The sequence below is a fragment of the Thalassospira mesophila genome (assembly GCF_002115755.1).
GTDB classification, from domain to species: domain Bacteria; phylum Pseudomonadota; class Alphaproteobacteria; order Rhodospirillales; family Thalassospiraceae; genus Thalassospira; species Thalassospira mesophila.
The window spans coordinates 282643-303387 of record NZ_JFKA01000001.1 but is presented as its reverse complement, the minus strand read 5'-3'; the positions used below and the strand labels follow the sequence as shown (position 1 = coordinate 303387).

The window sequence follows — 20745 nt, the reverse complement described above, 5'->3', positions numbered from 1 at the left end:
AGTATGAATGATATCGGGGAAGCAGTATGCCAGACAAGTCTGACACCCAGACAGAAATCAATTTCTTAAGTGCGCTTGAGAACGGCGAAGTGACGACCCAAATGCGGCTTTCACAGCGCATCGCGATTTCAGTTGGCTTAGTCAATGCCCTGCTTAAGCGCGCGATCCATAAAGGGTATGTTAAAGCGCGCAATGCCCCGGCTAAACGTTATGCGTATTATCTGACCCCACAAGGCTTCACCGAGAAGAGCCGCTTGGTAGCGGAATACCTGGAAACGTCCCTCGACTTTTTTCGTCTTGTGCGCACGGAATATAGTGAGATCTTCGAACGCATCAAACAATGCGGTGAAACCCGGGTTATTCTGGCCGGTCGCGGCGAACTGACCGAAATCGCCTTGCTCGCCGCCCGTGAACAGGGGATTGAACCCGCAGCAGTTTTCGACCGGGAAACCAATGCCGAATTTTTCCATGGCTTGAAGATCATCCGGCAAATCGACGGCCTGACGGTGGGTGATGCCATCGTCATCACAGAATCGCGCTATCCGCAAACCTTGGTCGATGACCTCCGGGGTGATCAACGTGCAACAACCTTGCTGATTCCATCCTTTTTGCAAATTTCCACGCCGACGAAATCGGAAAGAACCAACACGGACGTCGACGCATCGATCAAGGAAGGCCCAGCATGAACAAATGGTTCGCAGTCAACACCGCACCACATCAGGAAACCCGGGCGCAGCTTAACCTTAATCGCCAAGGTTACGAAACCTGGCTGCCGGTTTTCAGCAAAACCAGGCGCCATGCCCGCAAAACCGAAACGGTAAAGGCTGCCCTGTTTCCCGGCTATCTTTTCGTCACATTGGACCTTGAGCGCGACGCCTGGACGCCGATCAATGGGACTTTTGGGGTAAGGCGGCTGGTAATACAAAACGCCAAACCTTCAGCACTGCCTGCCGGTTTCGTTCAAGACCTGCGCAACATGACCGACGAAGCAGGTCTGATTGCGCGCACCGATAATCCATTTGCGCCTGGCGATAGCGTTAGAATAGCGGAAGGACCATTTGCGGATTTGGTCGCGTCGGTTTTCGATCTCCCGACAGAAAGCCGCGTGCGAGTACTGCTTGAAGTTCTCGGCGGGAGCGTGGTAACCACGATTTCGCCGTTCCTACTCTCCCCGGCCCAATAATCGCCTCTTCGCGCAACAGATTTTCTACCGGGAGAAAACATGGGCTGGACGTCATATGACGTCGGCGGTTGACCCAAAAAGTCACCCGAATGGCGGTAGCGTGGCCACATCAACTCTAAAGAAACGAATAAATCATTGAAATTAATTAGAAAAATTATTTACTTACTTAGCCCAGCCGAACGTAGACGCTGTGCTGTACTCATGCTTATGATTATCATCATGGCATTACTTGATACTATTGGTGTCGCATCTATTCTGCCTTTCATGACAGTTTTATCTAACCCATCCACCATTCATAGCAACCATTATCTTTCATACGTTTACACAACTCTTGAATTTACATCTCCTGAATCTTTCTTATTCTTTCTTGGCATATCAGTCCTAACTACTCTTCTTTTTTCTATAATGTTTAGAGCTATTACGACTTATGCTCAGCTACGTTTTACAATGATGCAAGAATATTCTCTGGGAAGACAGTTAGTCTCGGGTTACCTGCAACAACCTTATGAATGGTTCTTAAATCGACATAGTTCTGACATAGGAAAAACTGTACTTTCCGAAGTTTCACAAGTTATCAGCAGCTGCATCACACCAATGATGCAAGCTGTAGCGCAAATTTCTGTCATTGTGGCGCTAATGACCTTATTAATTGCCACAAATCCAACTCTTTCCCTAATGGTTAGCGTCATCCTTATATTTGCATATGGAACTATATATGGATCCCTACGTAAATATCTCGGGCGAATTGGCGCTGATCGCGTTGCCGCCAATCAAGAACGCTATCGTGCCGTCGCCGAAGCATTTGGAGGCATCAAAGACGTCAAAATAACCGGGCAAGAAAAAACATTTTTAAGCCGGTTTGAAATTCCGGCCCGACGCTTTGCCTCTCATCAAGCAACAGCGAGCATTATCGGACAATTACCTCGCTTCTTGCTTGAAGCCATTGCCTTTGGCGGAATGATTGTGCTTGTCCTGTACCTGATGAGTACTGGCAAGGAATTTCAATCCATACTTCCCGTTCTTACGCTCTATGCTTTCGCGGCATACCGACTACTACCTGCTTTACAAATCATGTACCAAAACATCACGGCACTAAGATTTTCCAGCACAGCTCTTGATGTCTTGTATGACGACATGAAGAGTCACGCAGAGATAAAAAAGAACAAAAATGTCTCGACACACTCTTTAGAAGTAAAAGACAAAATTTCGCTGGAAAACATCACTTATGCATATCCAGGCATAAAACAGCCTGCGATCAATAACCTCGACCTTACCATAGCAGCTCACAGCATCGTTGGCCTTGTCGGCACCACAGGAAGCGGCAAGACAACCACCATTGATTTACTTCTTGGCCTTTTGCACCCACAGCATGGCAACTTAAAAGTCGATGACACTATCATTATTGACGACAACGTACGCGAGTGGCAAAAAATCATTGGATACGTTCCACAGCATATATATCTGACTGACGACACTGTTACGGCCAATATCGCATTTGGTGTTGCCAAGGAAGAAATCAATCAAAGTGCTATTTTACGGGCAGCACGTATTGCAAATTTACACGAATTTGTTATTGGCGAACTTCCTAAAGGTTACGACACAGACATTGGCGAGCGCGGCGTCCGCCTTTCTGGTGGTCAGCGTCAAAGAATAGGCATCGCACGCGCGCTTTATCATAACCCGCAAGTTCTTATTCTTGACGAAGCAACAAGCGCGCTTGATAACCTTACAGAAAAAGCTGTAATGGAGGCCATTCACAATCTAGGTCATGAAATTACGATCATTCTCATCGCACATCGCCTGTCAACTGTGCGAGATTGTGACGTAATTTACTTTCTTGAAAAAGGCCAAATACGTAGTCAGGGAAGCTTTGAAGAACTGCTTGCTCAGAGCAAGGATTTTCGAAACATGGTCGGTGTGCCCAAAACAGATGTCGCCGAAAGCATCATTGAATAATCAGGAAATAAACCTTGAAAGCAGTCATTCTCGCTGGGGGACTTGGTACCCGCATCTCTGAAGAGACGCACCTTAGGCCCAAACCGATGATCGAAATTGGTGGAAAGCCAATTCTTTGGCACATCATGAAAATTTATTCCGCCCATGGCGTAAACGACTTCGTCATTTGCTGCGGATATAAAGGCTACGTGATCAAAGAATATTTTGCCAATTACTTCCTCCATATGTCTGACGTCACCTTTGATATGCAAGACAACAAAATGGAAGTACATCAGCAAAAAGCTGAACCATGGCGCGTCACCTTGATTGATACCGGCGACAATACGCTGACGGGGGGGCGTCTCAAGCGCGTTTCCGAATATTTAAAGGATGAAGATGCCTTCTGCTTTACCTATGGTGACGGCGTCTGCGATCTGGATATTTCTGCTTTAATCAAGTTTCACAAAGAGCACGGTAAAAGTGCGACCGTAACCGCAGTACAACCACCTGGCCGCTATGGTGCACTGGAAAAAACCGGCGCAGCCGTAACCGGCTTTTCCGAAAAACCGCGCGGAGACGGCGGCCTGATAAACGGCGGCTTCTTTGTACTCTCGCCCAAAGTATTGCCACTTATCGACGGAGACCAGACAAGCTGGGAAGGAACGCCATTAGTCCGGCTCGCCCAAACAGGAGAACTCATGGCATTTGAACATCAGGGATTTTGGCAGCCGATGGACACCTTACGTGACAAGAACCAGCTTGAAACTTTATGGGAAAGCGGTCAGGCACCATGGAAAAAATGGTGACAAATCCCCCTAGAAAACAGTTTGGCAACGGATTTTGGAAGGACAAGTCAGTCCTCATAACCGGGCACACAGGATTCAAAGGATCATGGTTAACTCTGTGGCTAAGCAGCCTGGGTGCCAAAGTATCGGGCATCAGCCTGCCTCCTGCAGGCACACCAAATCTGTTCGAGCTTTCGGCGATCCAAACGACAGTGCTGAATAGCCATTTCTGCGACATACGGAATGCGGATCCGCTGAAAAAGCTAATCCGGGACGCCCGACCAGAGATCATCTTCCATCTTGCCGCACAGCCCCTTGTCCGCGCGAGTTACCGGCAGCCGTTGGATACCTTCAGCACCAACGTTATGGGGACCGCCAATCTTTTGGAAGCCTTACGTGGCCTTAAGTGCGTCAAGTCTGTTGTGATGGTCACCACGGACAAAGTCTATCAAAACCGCGAATGGCTATGGCCATACCGTGAAAGCGATGCGCTTGGTGGCCATGATCCTTACAGTGCCAGTAAAGCTGCCAGCGAGCTCGTCATTGCAAGCTATCGTGATGCGTTTCTTGCCCAGGAAGGCATTGGCGTAGCAACAGCGCGCGCGGGCAATGTAATTGGCGGCGGTGATTGGTCGGAGGATCGGCTTATTCCCGATGCTGTCCGGGCCTGGACATCAGGAACGTCGCTGCATATCCGTCGTCCAGATGCGGTGCGCCCCTGGCAGCACGTACTTGAACCCCTTCATGGTTATCTACGCTTGGCCGAAGCCCTTTTCAACGATATATCCTATGCTGGAGCCTATAACTTCGGCCCTTCGGCAAATGATGCTGCGAGCGTTCGAACGGTTATCGATCTCGCCCGCGACACCTTCGGCCAAGGAGAGATCGTTTATGGCGATGGGCATGAGGGCCCACACGAAGCCGGATTGCTCGCGCTCGACAATTCAAAAAGCCGTTCCGTTCTGGATGTAAAGCCGAAATGGGCATTGCCCGAAACGGTCCGTCGAACGATGAACTGGTATCGTGCGCAAGCCAACGGCCGTGATGGAGCCGCCCTTTGCCATGCCGAAATAGCGGCTTACGAGGACACGCTGTGAGTCGTTTTGAAATCATCCCGCTGCCACTTGACGGGCTCCAGAAGATTACCCGCCAATATCTGGGGGACAACCGGGGATTTTTCTCGCGAATTTTTTGTGTGGAGGAACTATCTTCTGTCGGATGGTGCAAACAGATCTCGCAGATCAATCATACCCAAACGTCAAAACAGGGTTCTGTGCGTGGTATGCATTTCCAGTTACCGCCATACGCCGAGGCCAAACTCGTGACATGCATCCGGGGCGAAGTTTGGGACGTCGCCGTCGATCTTCGCAAAAATTCATCGACATTCCTGCAATGGCATGCCGAACGCCTTTCTGCAGAAAACGGTCAAGCCCTGCTGATCCCGGAGGGCTTTGCCCATGGCTTTCAAACCCTGACGGCGGATGCGGAATTGCTGTATTGCCACTCCGCACCCTATACACCCTCCGCGGAGGTCGGGCTTAATCCCCAAGATCCCGTATTGGCGATTAACTGGCCACTGGCCGTCACCGAAATTTCGAATAAAGATGGCAATCATCCAATGCTGAACGCTCAATTTCAGGGGGTAGTTCTATGAATTGCCGCCATTGCAATACGCCTTTGGAGCAAACCTTTCTGGATCTTGGTTTTGCCCCCCCATCAAACGCCTATCTGACGGTAGCAGACCTCTCAAAGCCGGAAAGATATTATCCTCTGCAAATCAAGGTTTGCACCGAGTGCTGGCTGGTGCAAACCGAAGATTATGCGCAGGCAGATGAACTGTTCAATCAGGATTATGCTTATTTTTCAAGCACGTCTAAAAGTTGGCTTGAACATGCTGAGCGCTATGCCAAGGCTATGATCGAGAAACTTGATCTCGGTTCGGAAAATCTGGTTGTCGAAATTGCCTCAAACGATGGCTACCTGCTGCGGAACTTTGTCGCCAAGAATATTCCCTGCCTGGGGATCGAGCCAACCGCCAGCACGGCCATCGTTGCCGAGCAACAAGGTATACCGATACTTCGCGAATTTTTTGGTCAAGCCCTTGCCCAAAAACTGGTCGCAGATGGCCAACAAGCTGACCTGATTGCAGGCAACAATGTCTATGCCCACGTGCCCGACATCAATGATTTCACACGCGGACTGAAAACCCTGTTAAAGCCCGGCGGCACCATCACACTTGAATTCCCGCATGTTATGCGACTGATGGAATTCACTCAATTCGACACAGTCTATCACGAGCACTTCTCCTATCTATCGCTCTACACTGTGAAGCGGATATTCAAAGCTGCGGGCTTACGGGTGGCCGATGTAGAGGAATTGTCCACCCACGGCGGAAGCCTGCGCGTATATGGCTGCCACGTTGACGATCCACGCCCAGCATCTAACGCCGTAACAGATATTCTTAATGAAGAAGAAAAGCGCGGATTGCAGGACATTGCAATCTATCGCGATTTTCAGGACCGGGCCGACACGGTCAAGAATGATCTGCTCGCCTTCCTGCTTCAGGCCAAAAACGACGGCAAAACAGTGGCTGCCTATGGCGCGGCCGCCAAAGGAAATACCCTGCTCAACTACGCCGGGGTAAAACCCGACCTGATCCCGTTCGTTTGTGATGCCGCACCAGCCAAACAAGGAAAATATATGCCAGGCAGTCACATTCCTATACATGCCCCTAGCATGCTTAGTGAAAATAGACCTGACTATCTGCTTATATTACCATGGAATATAGCTTCAGAAATAGAACATAATAATATGTTTTTAGCTGAACAAGGGACGTCATTTTTTACTGCTATTCCTGAAATAAAGTTTTTTTGACATGATTGTCTTATTAACAGGCGCCACAGGTTTCGTCGGCCGCCAGATATTGGATAATCTGTTAAAAATAGGAGTAGAAGTTCGAATCGTTGCGAGAACAGGGCATGACCACAAACTAGCGGGACAAAAACAGCCGATCGATGTAATTTTTTCTGAGGATATCTTCTCAGAAAGCGAAACATGGTGGGCGAAAGCATCTATTAATGTGGACACCATTATTCACTCCGCATGGTATACAGAACCCGGTAAATATTTGACGTCAGAAAAAAATATAGACTGCTTAGGCGGAACCTTGCGAATGGCAAAAGGCGCTGCAAAAGCGGGCGTCCGCCGGATTGTCGGTATTGGCACATGCTTTGAATACGACCTTTCCGGCGGCGTCCTCTCCACCGAGACACCTTTGTTACCAAAAAGCCTTTATGCTGCATCAAAAACTGCGACATTTCAGATGCTATCTTGCTACTTGCCTGAGCAAGGTATTGAATTTGCCTGGTGCCGTTTATTTTACCTATATGGCGATGGTGAAGACGAAAGGCGACTTGTTCCGTACATCCATTCTCGGCTATCAACTGGACAACCAGTCGAACTCACCAACGGCATGCAAATTCGGGATTTCATGAATGTACGCGATGCAGGCAGGGAAATCGCAAACGTTGCCTTAAGTTCCTATCAGGGTGCAGCCAACATATGTTCTGGCATTCCAATTACCGTGAGACAGCTGGCTGAAAGCATTGCAGCAGAGTATGGTAGAATAGATTTATTGTGCTTTGGCTCTCGAAAAGAAAACATTTTTGATCCAAAATGTGTCATTGGCATGAAGGACGATAGAATACAATGACGACATATACTGTCGATAAAGTCTTATATGAGCAGTCGGATTTTCCGGTTTTTCAGAATCGTATGTATGCGACTGAAAGACTTGCGAAAGACTGTCCCAGAGGCGATATAAAACTTGTTGAAGATCGCAATACCGGCTTGATCTATAACAGTTCTTTTCGTCCAGAATTAATGATTTACGACGAAAACTATCAGAATGAGCAAGGAGTAAGTGCTCATTTCCAAAATCATCTTGAGGAAGTGTCCTGTATTGTAGAAGAATACATGGGGCGCCACTCCCTCGTTGAAGTAGGGTGCGGAAAAGGACTTTTTCTGGAAAAACTTTTGGACAAAGGAATAGACGTAACCGGCTTCGATCCGACTTATGAAGGAAGTAACTCCAAAGTTCAACGCAGATACTTTGAACCAGGTTTGGGGATTTCCGGAACCGGATTAATTTTACGTCACGTTCTGGAGCACATTCAGGATCCTTTTAATTTTCTAATGGATTTGAAGAATGCAAACCTTGGCAAGGGAAGGATTTACATAGAAGTCCCATGTTTTGAATGGATTTGTCAAAAAAAATCATGGTTTGATATTTTTTATGAGCATGTTAATTACTTTAGAATTTCCGACTTTTATCGAATGTTTGAAAATGTAATTAAATCCGGGAAAATATTTGGCGGACAGTATATTTATGTTGTTGCCGAACTTTCCTCGCTTAGAACTCCTCGCAGAGACACCGATGACCCGGTAACCTTCCCTTCCGATTTTACAAATTCCCTTTCGGAAAGAAGCATCGGCACGACCGCAAAAAGTGCAATCTGGGGCGGGGCTTCCAAGGGGGTTATATTTTCCTTACTTAAATCCAGAATCGGCCAAACGGTAGATGTAGTTATCGACATAAACCCCCGAAAACAAGGAAAGTTCTTACCTGCTACGGGTATAAAGGTGCAATCACCAGAAGAAGGATTGGCCAATCTTCCTTTAGGGTCAGATATTTATGTCATGAACTCTAACTATCTACATGAAATCAAGACAATGTCTAATAACGCATATAATTATGTCCAGGTGGATCATGAGTGATTTTTCTAACCAAATGAACGAACGTATTATCGCACTTTCGGAAGACGACGACCTGAAAAATGCGGCGAAGACGTTTATGAATGCATCAACACTGCCGAAATATTCTTATAATTTTTCATGGCAAGGGCGACCAATCATTCAGTATCCCCAGGATATGGCGGCAATGCAGGAACTTATTTGGTCGATAAAACCTGACCTGATCATTGAAACCGGCATTGCTCACGGAGGCTCGTTAATTTTTAGCGCATCCATGTTGGCAATGCTTGATATGTGCGAAGCGATAGAACAGGGAAAAACAATAGACCCAAACTTCTCGTACCGCAAAGTGCTGGGCATAGATATCGATATTCGGTCCCATAACCGCGAAGCAATCGAAGCACACCCCATGGCTTCACGAATCAAGATGATCCAAGGCTCAAGCATCGCAACAGATGTCATAGAACAAGTGTACCAAGTCGCCCAGCAATATTCACGGGTTCTGGTTTGCCTCGACAGCAACCATACGCACGATCACGTATTATCAGAGCTAAATGCCTATGCCCCACTGGTCAGTTCTGGCAGCTATTGCGTTGTTTTTGATACCGTTGTCGAAGACATGCCAAAAGATATGTTCCCTGACCGCCCCTGGGGTCCCGGAAATAACCCGAAAACAGCAGTTTGGGAGTATTTGAAAAGCCACCCGGAATTTGAAATTGACAAAAATATTGAGCAAAAACTTCTCATTACTGTGGCTCCAAATGGTTATTTGAAGAAGAAATGATATTTGCCATCAATGGATAAAAATGAAAAATAAATTATGAACATAAAACCAAGAAACTACAAAAGATGAAAAAAATATCAATAATCGTCCCAACAAAAGATCGCGCAGATACGCTATACTGGTGTCTAAAAACATTAAAAAACCAAAAATGTGAAGATATTGAATTTATAGTAAGTGATAATTTAAGTGGTCCTGAAACGAAAAAAGTTTTTGACGAACTGCAGGACGAGAGATTTAGATATATCAGAACTAAAAGAAGATTGGGAATGTCTGAGCATTGGGAGTTTGCACTCGAACATGCTACTGGCGAATGGGTGACATTCCTTGGTGATGATGATGGAATGCTTCCAAATGCCGCAGAAGACTTCATCGAACTAACAAACAAACTCAATGTCAGAGCTATCAGCTCCAACATGTGCAAATTTTATTGGCCAGATGCCTTAGACAAAACCAACGCCGAAAAGCTAATAATCAGATCGGGGAGAGGAGTAGAGGTTAGAGAATCCCGAATTTGGCTGAATAAAGTTCTTACTGGACAGGCGGGACACGAATCATTGCCTTGGATATATAATGGTGGATTCGTACATCATTTTGTTATAAAAGAAATAAAAAAAAATCAAGGAGAATTTTTTAAATCGATAATTCCTGATGTGTATTCAGGTGTATGTGTTTCTCAATATATAGATAAATACGCATTCTCTCTTAAACCATTAATGATAGGAGGATCTTCTAAGCACAGTAACGGTGCAAAAATTTCCAACGGAAATTCTTGTACTGATTTCTTTACAGAAGGAAAATTAAGATTTCATGAAACTTTAGGAACAGGGAAAACCACATCGGTACCAATTTTAGTTTATGAATCTTATTTAAAATCAGATAAAAAAACAATATCAAATAAAATAACAAGCTTGCCATACCAACTAGCCAGAGCAATAGTTTCGGCCCCTCCCTCTCAAAAAAAGGACATTACAAGCTATTGCCACCAAATATTAAAGGAAAACAGTCCATCAAAAACTCTATTTATGTATTATAAAGTTACACTTCGAATAAAACGAAAAATGGATTCTCTAAAACAAAAAAACTACACATTTGAGAAGAAAACTTTTAAAAACCCAAGCGCCAAAAACATCCTAGAAGCAGCCAACTTTGTGTCTGACATAATTAATGACCAACTAAATGGATGAATTAACTGTATCCATAACCTGCTATAATGCCGAGGAAACAATTGAGAGATGTTTAAAATCTCTCACCAAATCAGAGAAAATCATTAACGAAGTTTTAGTTTTAGATGATGGCTCGACTGACAACTCTGTTTCGATAATCAAGGAAAATATAAATAAGAATAAAAAAATAAAACTAATCAGGCATATGAAAAATAAAGGCGTTGCGGCTGCTCGTTCCAAATTAATTCATGAAGCAAGATCAAAATTTGTAGCTTTTTTAGATGATGATGATGAAGCTCACCCGGAAAGGTTTGACAAGCAAATTCGTCTTATAGAAAAGGCAGAAATTTCTCATAAAACAAACTTAGTTGCCTGTTATTGCTCACGGGAAGTTATTTCCGAAGAAAACAGTCAATATATGGGCGCCATAGGGGTAACTCCCCCTTCACCGCACGGAAAAATGGTCGCACTTAACATTCTTGCCGGTTATAAAGAACCCGGATACGTATTTGGCCCTGTTGGATCCGGTACATTAATAGCAAGAAGGGAAACCTTTCTAGCTGTCGGTGACTTTGATCCCAACCTCAGACGAACAGAAGACCTTGATTGGGCCATTCGGCTATCGTTAATGGGAGGCGTTTTTATTGGCTGCCCTGAACCTCTTATAAGACAACATGTGACAGTTTCTCATGAAAAAAGTAATTTCAAACCCCTTATCGACAGCTTTCAACTTTTAATTAAATATCAAAAATACTTGAAGGCCGAGAAATTTTATATATCTTCTTTTATATTTCAGGCAGCAAAGTTTTTTTATGCAAAAAAAAAGAAGTACCGATACAAATTTCTCTTAGCCACACTCTATGTAATCAACAAAAAACTGTTTTCAAACCTAAGGGGAAAATAAAAATTGCGCATGCTCCAGAAGATACACAGAAATTTTTTTCATTTTTTAATGCATTTATTTGGGGTTAACCGCTCTTTTTACGAGATTTTTTATCGAAAATGCATCTATGCTATACCTATTATTGAGCCAATTATTCATTTGATACCCGTATTTTTAAGAATAAAAACCATTCCTGGATCCCGAAATGAAATAATGAAAATAAATAGAGGCGACATAGTCCTAGATTTGGGAGCCAATGTTGGCAGTATTTCATCTTTATTCTTGTCTCGCGGTGCCAATATACACGCCTACGAACCCGATTCTCGCTGTATATCCCTCCTTAAGAAACGCTTCAAATATTATGGCAAGAAAATCACACTACATCATGCAGCAGTCAGCAATTATAATGGTGAAACTCGTCTGAACTATGGCTCTTTCAATACTGAGGGCAACAGTATCGTCGAAAATAAGAAGAGTGCTGACGGTAGTAGTGGAAGTGAAACTGTCCCTGTTAAAAACATCACAGATATTATTGATACCCTGGGTCATATCCGGCTGATAAAGATGGATATTGAAGGGACAGAATATGATGTTCTGGATGCGCTTCTGACACCTGAATACTCAACTAAATTTGACACCATTCTCGTCGAAGTTCACTCGGAGAAAATTCCGTCATTAAAACCCCGGCAGAAAAAACTGGAAAAAGTAATTTCAGACCTGGGCCTCGAAAGCAGAGTGATTTTGTCATGGCATTAAACCAACCACAAGACGTTTCTCTGGAATTGCCTACATTTACCAGATTTCTTAAACTCTTTGCACGAAAAATGGATAAATCAGTTCTCAGGACTCTGGAATATGAGAAGCTATCCCATATTCAGATTGACGGGAAAATACTCGATTTTGGAGGAGGAGAAAATTCAAAATATAATCACATTAAAGAAAAATGGATGAAAGATAATTCCGATTATGTTTTTCACTCGGCAAATATTGATAAAAACATGGATCCGACATTTATAGTTGATGTCGATGGAAAAATACCTTGCGCCGAAAACACATACAACCATGTCATTTCTCTAAACACCTTCGAGCATATTTATGATGTGTCGATCTGCCTGACAGAAATAAACAGAATACTGGAAAAAAACGGAAAAATTATCTTCACCGTTCCTTTTATATACCAGGTTCACGGGCATCCAAATGATTATAGCAGATTTACCCCAAATTATTGGCGGGAATTTTTATCTCGGCACGGATTTAATGATATAAAAATAGAATCTCTAAACTGGGGACCCTTTTCAACAGGAGCGTCGATCTCGGGATGCCCAGGGCCATTTCGCGCCCTTAGAATAAAAATTTCCCTCTTACTCGACGTTTTATATTTTGCATGTAAGTATAGAGGTCAAAGTCACATCAGTGCCCAACAAGATGCTCCCATCTGCAGCGCATCGCTTGGTTATTTGATCATAGCACGCAAATCTGTGTAATAAAATAAACTGAAAAATTAGAATGAACTTGCATGTTTTTTTGTACTTCTTCCGTTTACACCAGTCTTCTGGCGGGGCCGAGCGTATGATTTGCACCTTGGCCAATGCTTTAATTGCGCGTGGAATGGAGGTACATCTTGTTTCTCTGGATGCCTCAAACGAAACTGATTGCTTTTATTCGCTGTCCCCACAAATAAGATGGCACCGTTTGGGCAATGGCACGACTTTTCAGGATAAAATTCAACGTACTCTTCGCTTGGCATCTCTCCTAAAGCGTGAAAAAGCTTCCGCATTTATCGGCTTTGTGATGAGCGGAGATAAAACAATTTATGCGGCTGCCAAATTGGCGCGCACGCCTATCATTGCAGCCGAACGCAATGGTCCTTCGATATATTGGCTACGCTATTCGTTCCTTCAACGTGCCATAAGCTTTACATTATTGCATTTAGCTCACCGTATTATGGTGCAATTGCCCGGATATGCCAGGCGATACCCCAAATCTCTTCACAAAAAAATCTTGGCTATTCCAAATCCGGTTTCACGTGCGGATACTTTGGCGCAACCAAATCAACCAGGACCCAACGGCAAATACACCCTGCTCACTGTCAGTCGTCTTGATAGCACTCAAAAACGTCTTGATATCCTTATAAACGCCTTCGCGCGCATTGCCGATCTTCACCCAGAATGGCAGCTTCGCATTGTCGGTGACGGTCCGGAACAGAAAAAACTTGATCTTCTCATTCGCGAACTCGGGGTAACAGAGAGCGTTACATTAGAGCCCGCAGTTTCTGATATTTTTAGCGTATATCAGGAATCGCATCTCTTTGTTTTACCGTCGCTGTGGGAAGGGTTCCCCAATGCATTGGCCGAGGCGATGGCGCATGGCCTTCCGGCCGTCGGCTTTTCCGACGCCGAAGGCGTGTCCGACCTCATTTCGCACGGTGCCGGATGGCTCGCCCCTGGTTCGGATGATGTAGTCTCACTAGCAGACACATTATCGCACGCAATGTCGGACCACCTCGCGCGCGCTAAAAATGGCACTATTGCTGCTGAACGGATGTTAAATTTCGACAGCACGAAAATTATCGATCAGTGGGTCTCGATGCTTGATAAATTATCGCAGGACCAGCGGAAATGAATCAGCCTCTCGTAACAATCGGCCTGACCACGTATAACGCGACCGATAGCGTAAAACGGGCAATAAAGTCTGCATTAGCGCAAACCTGGCGCCCAATCGAAATCATAATTTGTGACGATTGTTCATCGGACACCACCCCCGCCATATTGTCAAAAATAGCAGAGATTCAGCCCGAGATTCGCCTTTTTCGCAATAGTATCAATTCGGGCGTTGCCACATCACGCAATCAGATCATCAAGGAAGCCCGAGGTGAATACATCGCATTTTTTGATGACGACGACGAAAGTTCCCCGGACCGGATCGCAATTCAGGTCAACCGAATCGTTACCTATGAAAAAGAATTTTCCAACGGTGCGCCAGTTATCTGCCATGCAGCCCGACAGGTAATTTATCCTAATGGCATGAAACGCATTGAGCGTACCATGGGCGAACGCATCGGCGCACCGGCGCCCTTCGGTCTCGCTGTTGCCCACCGTATTTTGATGGGAACCCCCCTGGTTGATGGTACCGGTGCCTGCCCGACATGCAGCCAAATGGCGCGGACCAGTACATATCGTGATCTCGGGGGATTTGACCCGGCCTTGCGTCGCGGCGAGGATACTGAATTTAACATTCGACTGGCGCAGGCTGGCGGGCATTTTGCGGGCATTGGAAAGCCGCTTGTGTCCCAGACAATGACGCAAACCTCGGACAAAAGCCTCGAGGATGAGCATCGCTACATGCTGATCATTATGAAAAAGCATCGCGATATCATAGAAGAGACTGGGCAATACAATTTTTGTCTGCGCTGGTTGGAGGGCAAACAGGCTTGGTTAAAGGGAGATCGTGTGCGGTTCGGCTATTTTCTGATCCGGACGGCATTGACAAATCCTGTCCAGACTTTCCGGCGGTTGAGCGAATCCTTGCCAAATCTGGCGTTAAATCGTGCTTTTAGAAAATTTCATGATACATGAAGGCAGTATAATTTTCATTTAAATGGAACGCTTCACTATTACGCGATCCTGTATTTTAAACACATCCGATATCATGAAAAACGATAAATTGATTACTGCCCCTTTGCAATGCGCCCTGATTACCATTGGTATCACATGCTTCAACGCACGCTCGACCATTGCCCGTGCCATCAAGAGTGCGCTGGATCAAGACTGGCCCAATATTGAAATTATTGTCGTCGATGATTGTTCGACGGATGACTCGGTCGCAAATATTGAGCCACTAATTGCTGGTCGCACGGACATCGAACTGATACGTCACGCTAAAAATGCTGGACCAGCTGCCGCCCGCAATACAATTTTGGCGCAAGCCAAAGGCGAATTCATCGCATTCTTCGATGACGACGATATATCGCTTCTGAACCGGGTCAGCAATCAAGTGTCACTTTTACAAGATTACGAACAACGCCAAGATGCGCGCCTTATTGCATGTTATGCATCGGGAAGACGTCGCTATGACGGTGGATATGAACTCGAATTGCCTGCAATCGGTTCACAAGGCGAAACGGCACCCCATGGCACCGAGGTAGCAGATTATTTGCTACTCTATCGCAGACGCGCCGACCGGTTTTACGGCACAGGAACGCCCACCTGCTCCCTAATGGCCCGCAAGTCAACTTTCGACGACATTGGCGGGTTTGATTCTGCTCTGCGTCGCGTGGAAGACGCCGATTTTGCCATTCGATTGGCGTTGCGTGGTGGGCATTTTATCGGGACACGAGAACCGCTGTTTGTTCAGTATTCGACAAATTCCGATGATAAATCGCCGGAAAAAAATCTCACCTCAGAACAAAGAATCGTCGAAAAACATCGAGACTATCTCGATAAAATCGGCTCGTACTATTACGCTTGGCATTGGCCAAAGTTGAGATACTGGCATTTTAAACGGAAATATCTGAATTTTACCTGGGAATTGATCAATTTGTTCGCACGCTACCCTATCGCGACATCACGTCATTTTTGGGCAACAGGCCCGCAAAGACTGCTGCACGAAAAGCGTATCCGAGAAAGAAGATCTGAATGAGGCTACTGTTTTCCGCGCGGGCAGTCAACAACGTCGCAGGCGGCGTTGAACGAATGATCATTACAATTATGAATGCAATGGTCGAACGTGGCCATGATGTTGATTTCCTGACATGGGACCAAAAGGGCGCGAAGACATTTTACCCGCTAGATGCCCGGGTAAATTGGCATTGCATGGACATCGGAGATCCGACACAACGAGCTGGCCCCAGCGTTTTGATAAAGCGTATGATGGCCGTCCGTTCAATCCTGCGGACCAGAGAACCACAAGTTATCGTTGCTTTTCAGGACGGTCCCTATAAGGCACTCCGGTTATTCAGTGCGGGAACGGGAATCCCTGTGATCGTCGCCGAACGAAATGCGCCAACACGTTTCGATCATACGAGGGCCGGCGCCAGGCGACGTTTTCTGACGTTTAACAGCTTCAGATTTGCACACACTGTCACCATCCAGTGTGAAGGGTATCGCAAACTCTATCCACACTATCTTCACAACAAGATAGTGACGATTCCCAATCCGGTTGCACCCGCCCAACTCATTGCCCAGCCAGATGTTGCTGACGCACGCGGACGCTTTCAACTTCTGTCCGTTGGTCGACTGAGCTGGCAGAAAAATTATCAATCCCTTATTGCGGCGTTCAGCGAACTGGCTTCGCGGTTTGCCGATTGGGATTTGACCATTGTAGGTGAAGGAGAGCAACGTGCGGAGCTTGAATCCATCGTCCAAGAAAAGAAATTAGAGGATCGAATTTTCTTGCCTGGATCAACATCAGATGTCAGCAATTACTATACAAAATCCCATTTATTTTGCCTTTCATCACGATGGGAAGGATTCCCTAATGCTCTGGCCGAAGCACAGGCTCATGGATTGCCCGCAGTCGGCTTTAGCGATTGCGCCGGTGTAAATGAATTGATCCAACATGGCGAAACCGGCTTACTCGCATCAGGCAATGGCGCATCCACGAACCTTGCCGTTGCGTTGAGCAAGCTAATGAATGACGAGGAAATGCGCCGGGAGATGGGGGATAAAGGGCGGAAGACAACTGCGAGCTTCGCACCAAGCCTCATCATCGATCAATGGGAAACGACATTGCGGCAGGCAGTTGACGGATGCGTTTAGTTTTTGCAACCAAGGCATTGTCGAGCGCTGGTGGCGGGGCAGAACGCGTCTTTGTCGAGGTTGTGAACGGCTTGGCCGCGAGAGGTCATGACATTCACGTCATGACCTCTGATCAGCCCGGTCAGGTATCCTTCTATCCTCTGGACGCGAAAGTGAACTGGATTACTCTGGGCATCGGGAAAATTGACCAGCAAGCTACTTTGCGCGACATCATTACCCGCATGTGGCAATATCGCCACAGGATATCCCGATTACGGCCCAATGCTGTTGTCGCTTTCATGCATAGCACGTTCATCCCATTAGGAATTTCCTTGGCGGGCACAGGTATACCCGTCGTCGCCAGTGAACATATTTTACCAGCACATTACGCGACCAGACCTGTAGAAAAAGCATTGTTGGCAATTATGCCGTGGTTTACACAACGAATCACGGTGGTTTCGGATCAGGTCCGGCGCGAATACCCGAAAAATTTGCGCAATATAATGGAGGCGATCTCCAATCCGGTAACAATCGAGGTTAACCGGCGCGCCGACGTTACCGGGCAAGGAAAAACTCGTAAAACGTTACTCTCGGTGGGGCGCCTTGCAGATCAGAAAGATCATATCACACTGATAGAAGCCTTTGCCCGCATTGCGCCACGATTGCCCGATTGGGATTTGCGGATAGTTGGCAATGGTGAATTGCGCGAAAAGCTCGAACGGTGCGTCAAGAAATTGGAAATGTCGAACCGAATATTTCTACCCGGCGCAACACCCCATATTTCGGAAGAATATGCATCGGCGCAACTCTTTGTCTTGCCGTCCTTATATGAGAGCCTGGGGTTAGTGTTGATCGAAGCATTACTCCATGGGTTGCCTGCGGTTGGCTTTGCCGATTGCGCCGGAGTGAACACACTGATCCAACCACAGCATAATGGTGTGCTGGTTTCCGGCCCGGATCGTGTCGCTTCGCTGGCAGAGACTCTGGAGAGATTAATGATGGACGATGCAGCGCGAGAAGCATTGGTCGTTCGTGGTAACGAATTGCCAAGAAACTTCAGCCTTTCAAAAGTCCTTGATCGCTGGGAAGAGTTACTTAAAGACGTATCGTCTAAAGGATAATTTCCGACACAATGATAAACTTGCCTACTGTCGGCACCAAGCAGGTTCGAAATTTACGTGGCACCGGAAGAGAACAATCATATCGATAAATTGCCAAGATATCACATTGCCATTCTGCTAAATATTTAGCAGAGGTCCTCCGAGTAATCAGCCCTTCGTCACGGTACACTTTAGGGCCATTCGGGAAGATCGTGCTCGCAGCGTCAAGACGATATGCGATGCACTCCTCCTGGATTTGAGGTCAACAAGGACAATCCGAGAGAAATAAAACATGCCGCGTTCAAGGGAAGTGTAGCTTCGGGTTTTCACCGAAAGAATTACCTGGCGTGAATCGGCCTAACAAGTACGGTTCGATTTTCACTGGAAGGAAATGGTGCACCCGACTGGATTCGAACCAGTGGCCTTTGCCTTCGGAGGGCAACGCTCTATCCAGCTGAGCTACGGGTGCACGTGGCTTTGTCTGTTCTGACCAAGCGGTTTGGGTGATACAGGTTTTGCATCGGGCGGGCAAGGGTTTTTGAACAATTCATTCCCCCATAATTGATTTTATCATCAAGGCGCATCACTGCGCCATAAACGCTTTCCGAGATCACAGCGGAAAACAACGCCTGCGCACATTTATATTCATGCGCGTATAGTCATGCGCACAGCCGTTCATCTCGTGATCAACTTTCCACATCGCGCCGTTCATAAGGATCACGCACCACCCAGGTGCCATTCCATTCGCGGTCCTGCTCGCGCCGGCTCAGTCGTTCCATGCGATTCATCATCAACTGGGCGGCAAAATCGGCGTCGTTAAATTCAAGCACCTTTTCAAACAGCGGAAAGGCCTGATCAAACGTACCGTCGCGGTAAAACCCCATCGCGGTTTCGTAATTCTTGCGCCATTCGCGGCGCTCCTCGCTTAAATGCCCGCTTTCGGCCAGTACTTCATACAAATACACCACCTGCTCGGTGCCCAGCAGCACCACATGGTCAAGGTCGCGCATTTCCACATCAGACGATGCCAGGTCCGCCGTTTCATTCGAGGCCAGAATACGTGTGCCATAAATCCGGTTGGCTTTTTCCAGGCGGTGCGCATAGTTCACACAATCGCCCACCACGGTATAGGCCCGCGATTTATCGGTGCCGATCGAACCAACAACAACCTCGCCCGTGGCAATACCAATGCGGATATCAAGGCCATGATCGCCAATCAGATCGGCATATTTGGTTTTAAGGGCGTTAAAACGGGCCACTTGCTCCAATGCTGCCTTGCAGGCATGCAAGGCATGGCTTTTTTCATTGCAAAAGGGCGGGCCCCAAAAACCCATCACCCGGTCACCAATGAAATTGTCGATAATGCCGCTATGGCCCGAAATCGGCTCGGTCATCGCGGTCAGATAATCGTTAAGGAAATCAACCAGCTGTTCGGGTTCGGTATGTTCGGCCAGCCAGTCAAACCCGGTCAGATTCACCACACTCACCGTCATCACCCGCTTTTGCGAGGTTTCCAGAGCGGTTTCCTGGGCCAGCAAATTGCCTAGCACCTTGGGATCAACATATTTGCCAAACCGTTCGCGCATGCGAAACCGCACCCGCAATTCCCGCGTCATGCGGTTAAAGGCATTGGCAAGGGCCGAAAAGTCACCCTGTCCTTTAAAATCAAGATTGGTATCAAGCTTGCCCGACTGCACGCTGTTGATCGCCTTGGTGGTATCGGCAACCGTGCGCGCCACCCCGACCCCCAGATAATAGGCCAGACCAAGCCCGACAATCCCGGCGACCAGCATCATGATAAATTCAGCCTGGATCAGAAAATCCTCGCGCTCGGAAACGGCCTCAACCGTCTCGGCGACATAACGTTCAAGGCGCAAAATTTCGCTGCGCAGGTTCAAAACAATATTGCGATGAATGCCGCGAACAATGTTTTCCTGGCGCTGGGCGGTTAAAATATCGCCCCCACGCACCGAATCGAGCAGCTTTTCCACCCCGATATTAAATTGCGAGGAAATATCGGCAAATTCGCGCATCCGCACATCAAGGTTTAACAAAACCCCTTGGTCAAAATGCGTACTGGCCTGCGCCCGCCCCAGGGCAGCCGAGGTAAATGCCTTGCGAAAAGCCTGTCCGATCTGGGTTTGTTTGGCGCTGATTTCTATTTCAATGCCGCTTAATAACGAGGCCTCGGCACCGTCACTTTCAAGCACCCGCATATAGCGATCGAGCAGGGAAATCTGTTCAAGCTGGCGGGCGCGCACATCGGAAAGCGCATCTTTAACCGGCGTAACATAACGCGAAACCGCCTCAAGGTCGCCATTGATACCCAAAGACTGGATCACCGAAAACCCGGTTCCAATGGTCAGGCAGACGACAAAAAAACCCGCGACACCCAGGAACTTTGCTCGAACGGTCCGCAGCATAC

The 20745-nt window shown here is 46.7% G+C and carries 20 protein-coding genes and 1 tRNA gene; 19 read left to right on the top strand and 2 right to left on the bottom strand.

Going from position 1 to position 20745, the window contains the following annotated elements; translation table 11 throughout:
• Window positions 1–26: 26 nt before the first annotated feature.
• From TMES_RS01425 to TMES_RS01335, 19 genes are all read left to right on the top strand, one after another.
• Entirely contained in the window at window positions 27–686 is a 660-nt protein-coding gene (locus TMES_RS01425) for a helix-turn-helix domain-containing protein (RefSeq protein ID WP_085578726.1), read from the top strand.
• On the top strand, window positions 683–1183 hold the full coding sequence (gene nusG, locus TMES_RS01420; protein ID WP_085578724.1) for a transcription termination/antitermination protein NusG: 501 nt from the start codon (window positions 683–685) through the stop codon (window positions 1181–1183). The genes TMES_RS01425 and nusG overlap by 4 nt, the downstream gene beginning before the upstream one ends.
• 219 nt (window positions 1184–1402) lie before the next feature.
• Window positions 1403–3139, top strand: a complete 1737-nt coding sequence (locus tag TMES_RS01415) for an ABC transporter ATP-binding protein (protein WP_211275854.1) — start codon at window positions 1403–1405, stop codon at window positions 3137–3139.
• Between the two features lie 14 nt (window positions 3140–3153).
• Window positions 3154–3924 carry a glucose-1-phosphate cytidylyltransferase gene (gene rfbF, locus TMES_RS01410; RefSeq protein ID WP_085578722.1) on the top strand — a complete coding sequence of 257 codons (771 nt, stop codon included), beginning with the start codon at window positions 3154–3156 and terminating at the stop codon, window positions 3922–3924.
• On the top strand, window positions 3909–5000 hold the full coding sequence (gene rfbG / locus TMES_RS01405) for a CDP-glucose 4,6-dehydratase (protein ID WP_143589502.1): 1092 nt from the start codon (window positions 3909–3911) through the stop codon (window positions 4998–5000). Before rfbF ends, rfbG begins: the two co-directional genes overlap by 16 nt.
• The gene (rfbC, locus tag TMES_RS01400) at window positions 4997–5557 is read left to right on the top strand and encodes a dTDP-4-dehydrorhamnose 3,5-epimerase (RefSeq protein WP_085578718.1); all 561 of its coding nucleotides are present in this window, start codon (window positions 4997–4999) and stop codon (window positions 5555–5557) included. Before rfbG ends, rfbC begins: the two co-directional genes overlap by 4 nt.
• Window positions 5554–6777 carry a class I SAM-dependent methyltransferase gene (locus TMES_RS01395; protein ID WP_085578716.1) on the top strand — a complete coding sequence of 408 codons (1224 nt, stop codon included), beginning with the start codon at window positions 5554–5556 and terminating at the stop codon, window positions 6775–6777. The genes rfbC and TMES_RS01395 overlap by 4 nt, the downstream gene beginning before the upstream one ends.
• Before the next feature lies 1 nt (window position 6778).
• The gene (locus tag TMES_RS01390; protein ID WP_085578715.1) at window positions 6779–7615 is read left to right on the top strand and encodes an NAD-dependent epimerase/dehydratase family protein; all 837 of its coding nucleotides are present in this window, start codon (window positions 6779–6781) and stop codon (window positions 7613–7615) included.
• On the top strand, window positions 7612–8679 hold the full coding sequence (locus TMES_RS01385) for a class I SAM-dependent methyltransferase (RefSeq protein WP_085578713.1): 1068 nt from the start codon (window positions 7612–7614) through the stop codon (window positions 8677–8679). The genes TMES_RS01390 and TMES_RS01385 overlap by 4 nt, the downstream gene beginning before the upstream one ends.
• On the top strand, window positions 8672–9439 hold the full coding sequence (locus TMES_RS01380; protein WP_085578711.1) for a cephalosporin hydroxylase family protein: 768 nt from the start codon (window positions 8672–8674) through the stop codon (window positions 9437–9439). The genes TMES_RS01385 and TMES_RS01380 overlap by 8 nt, the downstream gene beginning before the upstream one ends.
• Window positions 9440–9504: 65 nt before the next feature.
• Window positions 9505–10623 carry a glycosyltransferase family 2 protein gene (locus TMES_RS01375; RefSeq protein ID WP_085578709.1) on the top strand — a complete coding sequence of 373 codons (1119 nt, stop codon included), beginning with the start codon at window positions 9505–9507 and terminating at the stop codon, window positions 10621–10623.
• Window positions 10616–11506, top strand: coding sequence for a glycosyltransferase family 2 protein (locus TMES_RS01370; RefSeq protein ID WP_085578707.1), 891 nt, complete (start codon window positions 10616–10618; stop codon window positions 11504–11506). The genes TMES_RS01375 and TMES_RS01370 overlap by 8 nt, the downstream gene beginning before the upstream one ends.
• A 9-nt stretch (window positions 11507–11515) precedes the next feature.
• Complete coding sequence (locus tag TMES_RS01365) at window positions 11516–12241, top strand: FkbM family methyltransferase (RefSeq protein ID WP_085578705.1); 726 nt, start codon at window positions 11516–11518, stop codon at window positions 12239–12241.
• Window positions 12232–12969: a methyltransferase domain-containing protein gene (locus TMES_RS01360; RefSeq protein WP_085578703.1), complete on the top strand. Its 738-nt coding sequence runs from the start codon at window positions 12232–12234 to the stop codon at window positions 12967–12969. Before TMES_RS01365 ends, TMES_RS01360 begins: the two co-directional genes overlap by 10 nt.
• A gap of 22 nt (window positions 12970–12991) precedes the next feature.
• Complete coding sequence (locus TMES_RS01355; RefSeq protein ID WP_085578701.1) at window positions 12992–14107, top strand: glycosyltransferase; 1116 nt, start codon at window positions 12992–12994, stop codon at window positions 14105–14107.
• Window positions 14104–15060, top strand: a complete 957-nt coding sequence (locus TMES_RS01350; protein ID WP_085578699.1) for a glycosyltransferase family 2 protein — start codon at window positions 14104–14106, stop codon at window positions 15058–15060. Before TMES_RS01355 ends, TMES_RS01350 begins: the two co-directional genes overlap by 4 nt.
• 73 nt (window positions 15061–15133) lie before the next feature.
• Window positions 15134–16123 carry a glycosyltransferase family 2 protein gene (locus TMES_RS01345; protein WP_085578697.1) on the top strand — a complete coding sequence of 330 codons (990 nt, stop codon included), beginning with the start codon at window positions 15134–15136 and terminating at the stop codon, window positions 16121–16123.
• Entirely contained in the window at window positions 16120–17241 is a 1122-nt protein-coding gene (locus TMES_RS01340; protein ID WP_085578695.1) for a glycosyltransferase family 4 protein, read from the top strand. The genes TMES_RS01345 and TMES_RS01340 overlap by 4 nt, the downstream gene beginning before the upstream one ends.
• Window positions 17232–18341 carry a glycosyltransferase family 4 protein gene (locus TMES_RS01335; RefSeq protein WP_085578693.1) on the top strand — a complete coding sequence of 370 codons (1110 nt, stop codon included), beginning with the start codon at window positions 17232–17234 and terminating at the stop codon, window positions 18339–18341. The genes TMES_RS01340 and TMES_RS01335 overlap by 10 nt, the downstream gene beginning before the upstream one ends.
• 371 nt (window positions 18342–18712) lie before the next feature.
• Here the strand turns inward: TMES_RS01335 and TMES_RS01330 are convergent.
• Window positions 18713–18789: transfer RNA gene (locus tag TMES_RS01330), tRNA-Arg, on the bottom strand.
• A 217-nt stretch (window positions 18790–19006) separates the two neighbouring features.
• Window positions 19007–20743, bottom strand: a complete 1737-nt coding sequence (locus TMES_RS01325) for an adenylate/guanylate cyclase domain-containing protein (RefSeq protein WP_085578691.1) — start codon at window positions 20741–20743, stop codon at window positions 19007–19009.
• Between the last annotated feature and the right edge of the window lie 2 nt (window positions 20744–20745).

What these genes read in the sequence shown, in the direction of transcription:
- TMES_RS01340 (WP_085578695.1), top strand. Translation starts at nt 16,120, where the DNA reads ATGAGGCTACTGTTTTCCGCGCGGGCAGTCAACAACGTCGCAGGCGGC.
- TMES_RS01375 (WP_085578709.1), top strand. Translation starts at nt 9,505, where the DNA reads ATGAAAAAAATATCAATAATCGTCCCAACAAAAGATCGCGCAGATACG.
- TMES_RS01415 (WP_211275854.1), top strand. Translation starts at nt 1,403, where the DNA reads ATGGCATTACTTGATACTATTGGTGTCGCATCTATTCTGCCTTTCATG.
- TMES_RS01345 (WP_085578697.1), top strand. Translation starts at nt 15,134, where the DNA reads ATGAAAAACGATAAATTGATTACTGCCCCTTTGCAATGCGCCCTGATT.
- rfbG (WP_143589502.1), top strand. Translation starts at nt 3,909, where the DNA reads ATGGAAAAAATGGTGACAAATCCCCCTAGAAAACAGTTTGGCAACGGA.
- TMES_RS01325 (WP_085578691.1), bottom strand. Translation starts at nt 20,743, where the DNA reads ATGCTGCGGACCGTTCGAGCAAAGTTCCTGGGTGTCGCGGGTTTTTTT.
- TMES_RS01365 (WP_085578705.1), top strand. Translation starts at nt 11,516, where the DNA reads ATGCTCCAGAAGATACACAGAAATTTTTTTCATTTTTTAATGCATTTA.
- TMES_RS01335 (WP_085578693.1), top strand. Translation starts at nt 17,232, where the DNA reads ATGCGTTTAGTTTTTGCAACCAAGGCATTGTCGAGCGCTGGTGGCGGG.
- TMES_RS01390 (WP_085578715.1), top strand. Translation starts at nt 6,779, where the DNA reads ATGATTGTCTTATTAACAGGCGCCACAGGTTTCGTCGGCCGCCAGATA.
- TMES_RS01360 (WP_085578703.1), top strand. Translation starts at nt 12,232, where the DNA reads ATGGCATTAAACCAACCACAAGACGTTTCTCTGGAATTGCCTACATTT.
- TMES_RS01380 (WP_085578711.1), top strand. Translation starts at nt 8,672, where the DNA reads ATGAGTGATTTTTCTAACCAAATGAACGAACGTATTATCGCACTTTCG.
- nusG (WP_085578724.1), top strand. Translation starts at nt 683, where the DNA reads ATGAACAAATGGTTCGCAGTCAACACCGCACCACATCAGGAAACCCGG.
- TMES_RS01395 (WP_085578716.1), top strand. Translation starts at nt 5,554, where the DNA reads ATGAATTGCCGCCATTGCAATACGCCTTTGGAGCAAACCTTTCTGGAT.
- TMES_RS01385 (WP_085578713.1), top strand. Translation starts at nt 7,612, where the DNA reads ATGACGACATATACTGTCGATAAAGTCTTATATGAGCAGTCGGATTTT.
- TMES_RS01425 (WP_085578726.1), top strand. Translation starts at nt 27, where the DNA reads ATGCCAGACAAGTCTGACACCCAGACAGAAATCAATTTCTTAAGTGCG.
- TMES_RS01370 (WP_085578707.1), top strand. Translation starts at nt 10,616, where the DNA reads ATGGATGAATTAACTGTATCCATAACCTGCTATAATGCCGAGGAAACA.
- TMES_RS01350 (WP_085578699.1), top strand. Translation starts at nt 14,104, where the DNA reads ATGAATCAGCCTCTCGTAACAATCGGCCTGACCACGTATAACGCGACC.
- TMES_RS01355 (WP_085578701.1), top strand. Translation starts at nt 12,992, where the DNA reads ATGAACTTGCATGTTTTTTTGTACTTCTTCCGTTTACACCAGTCTTCT.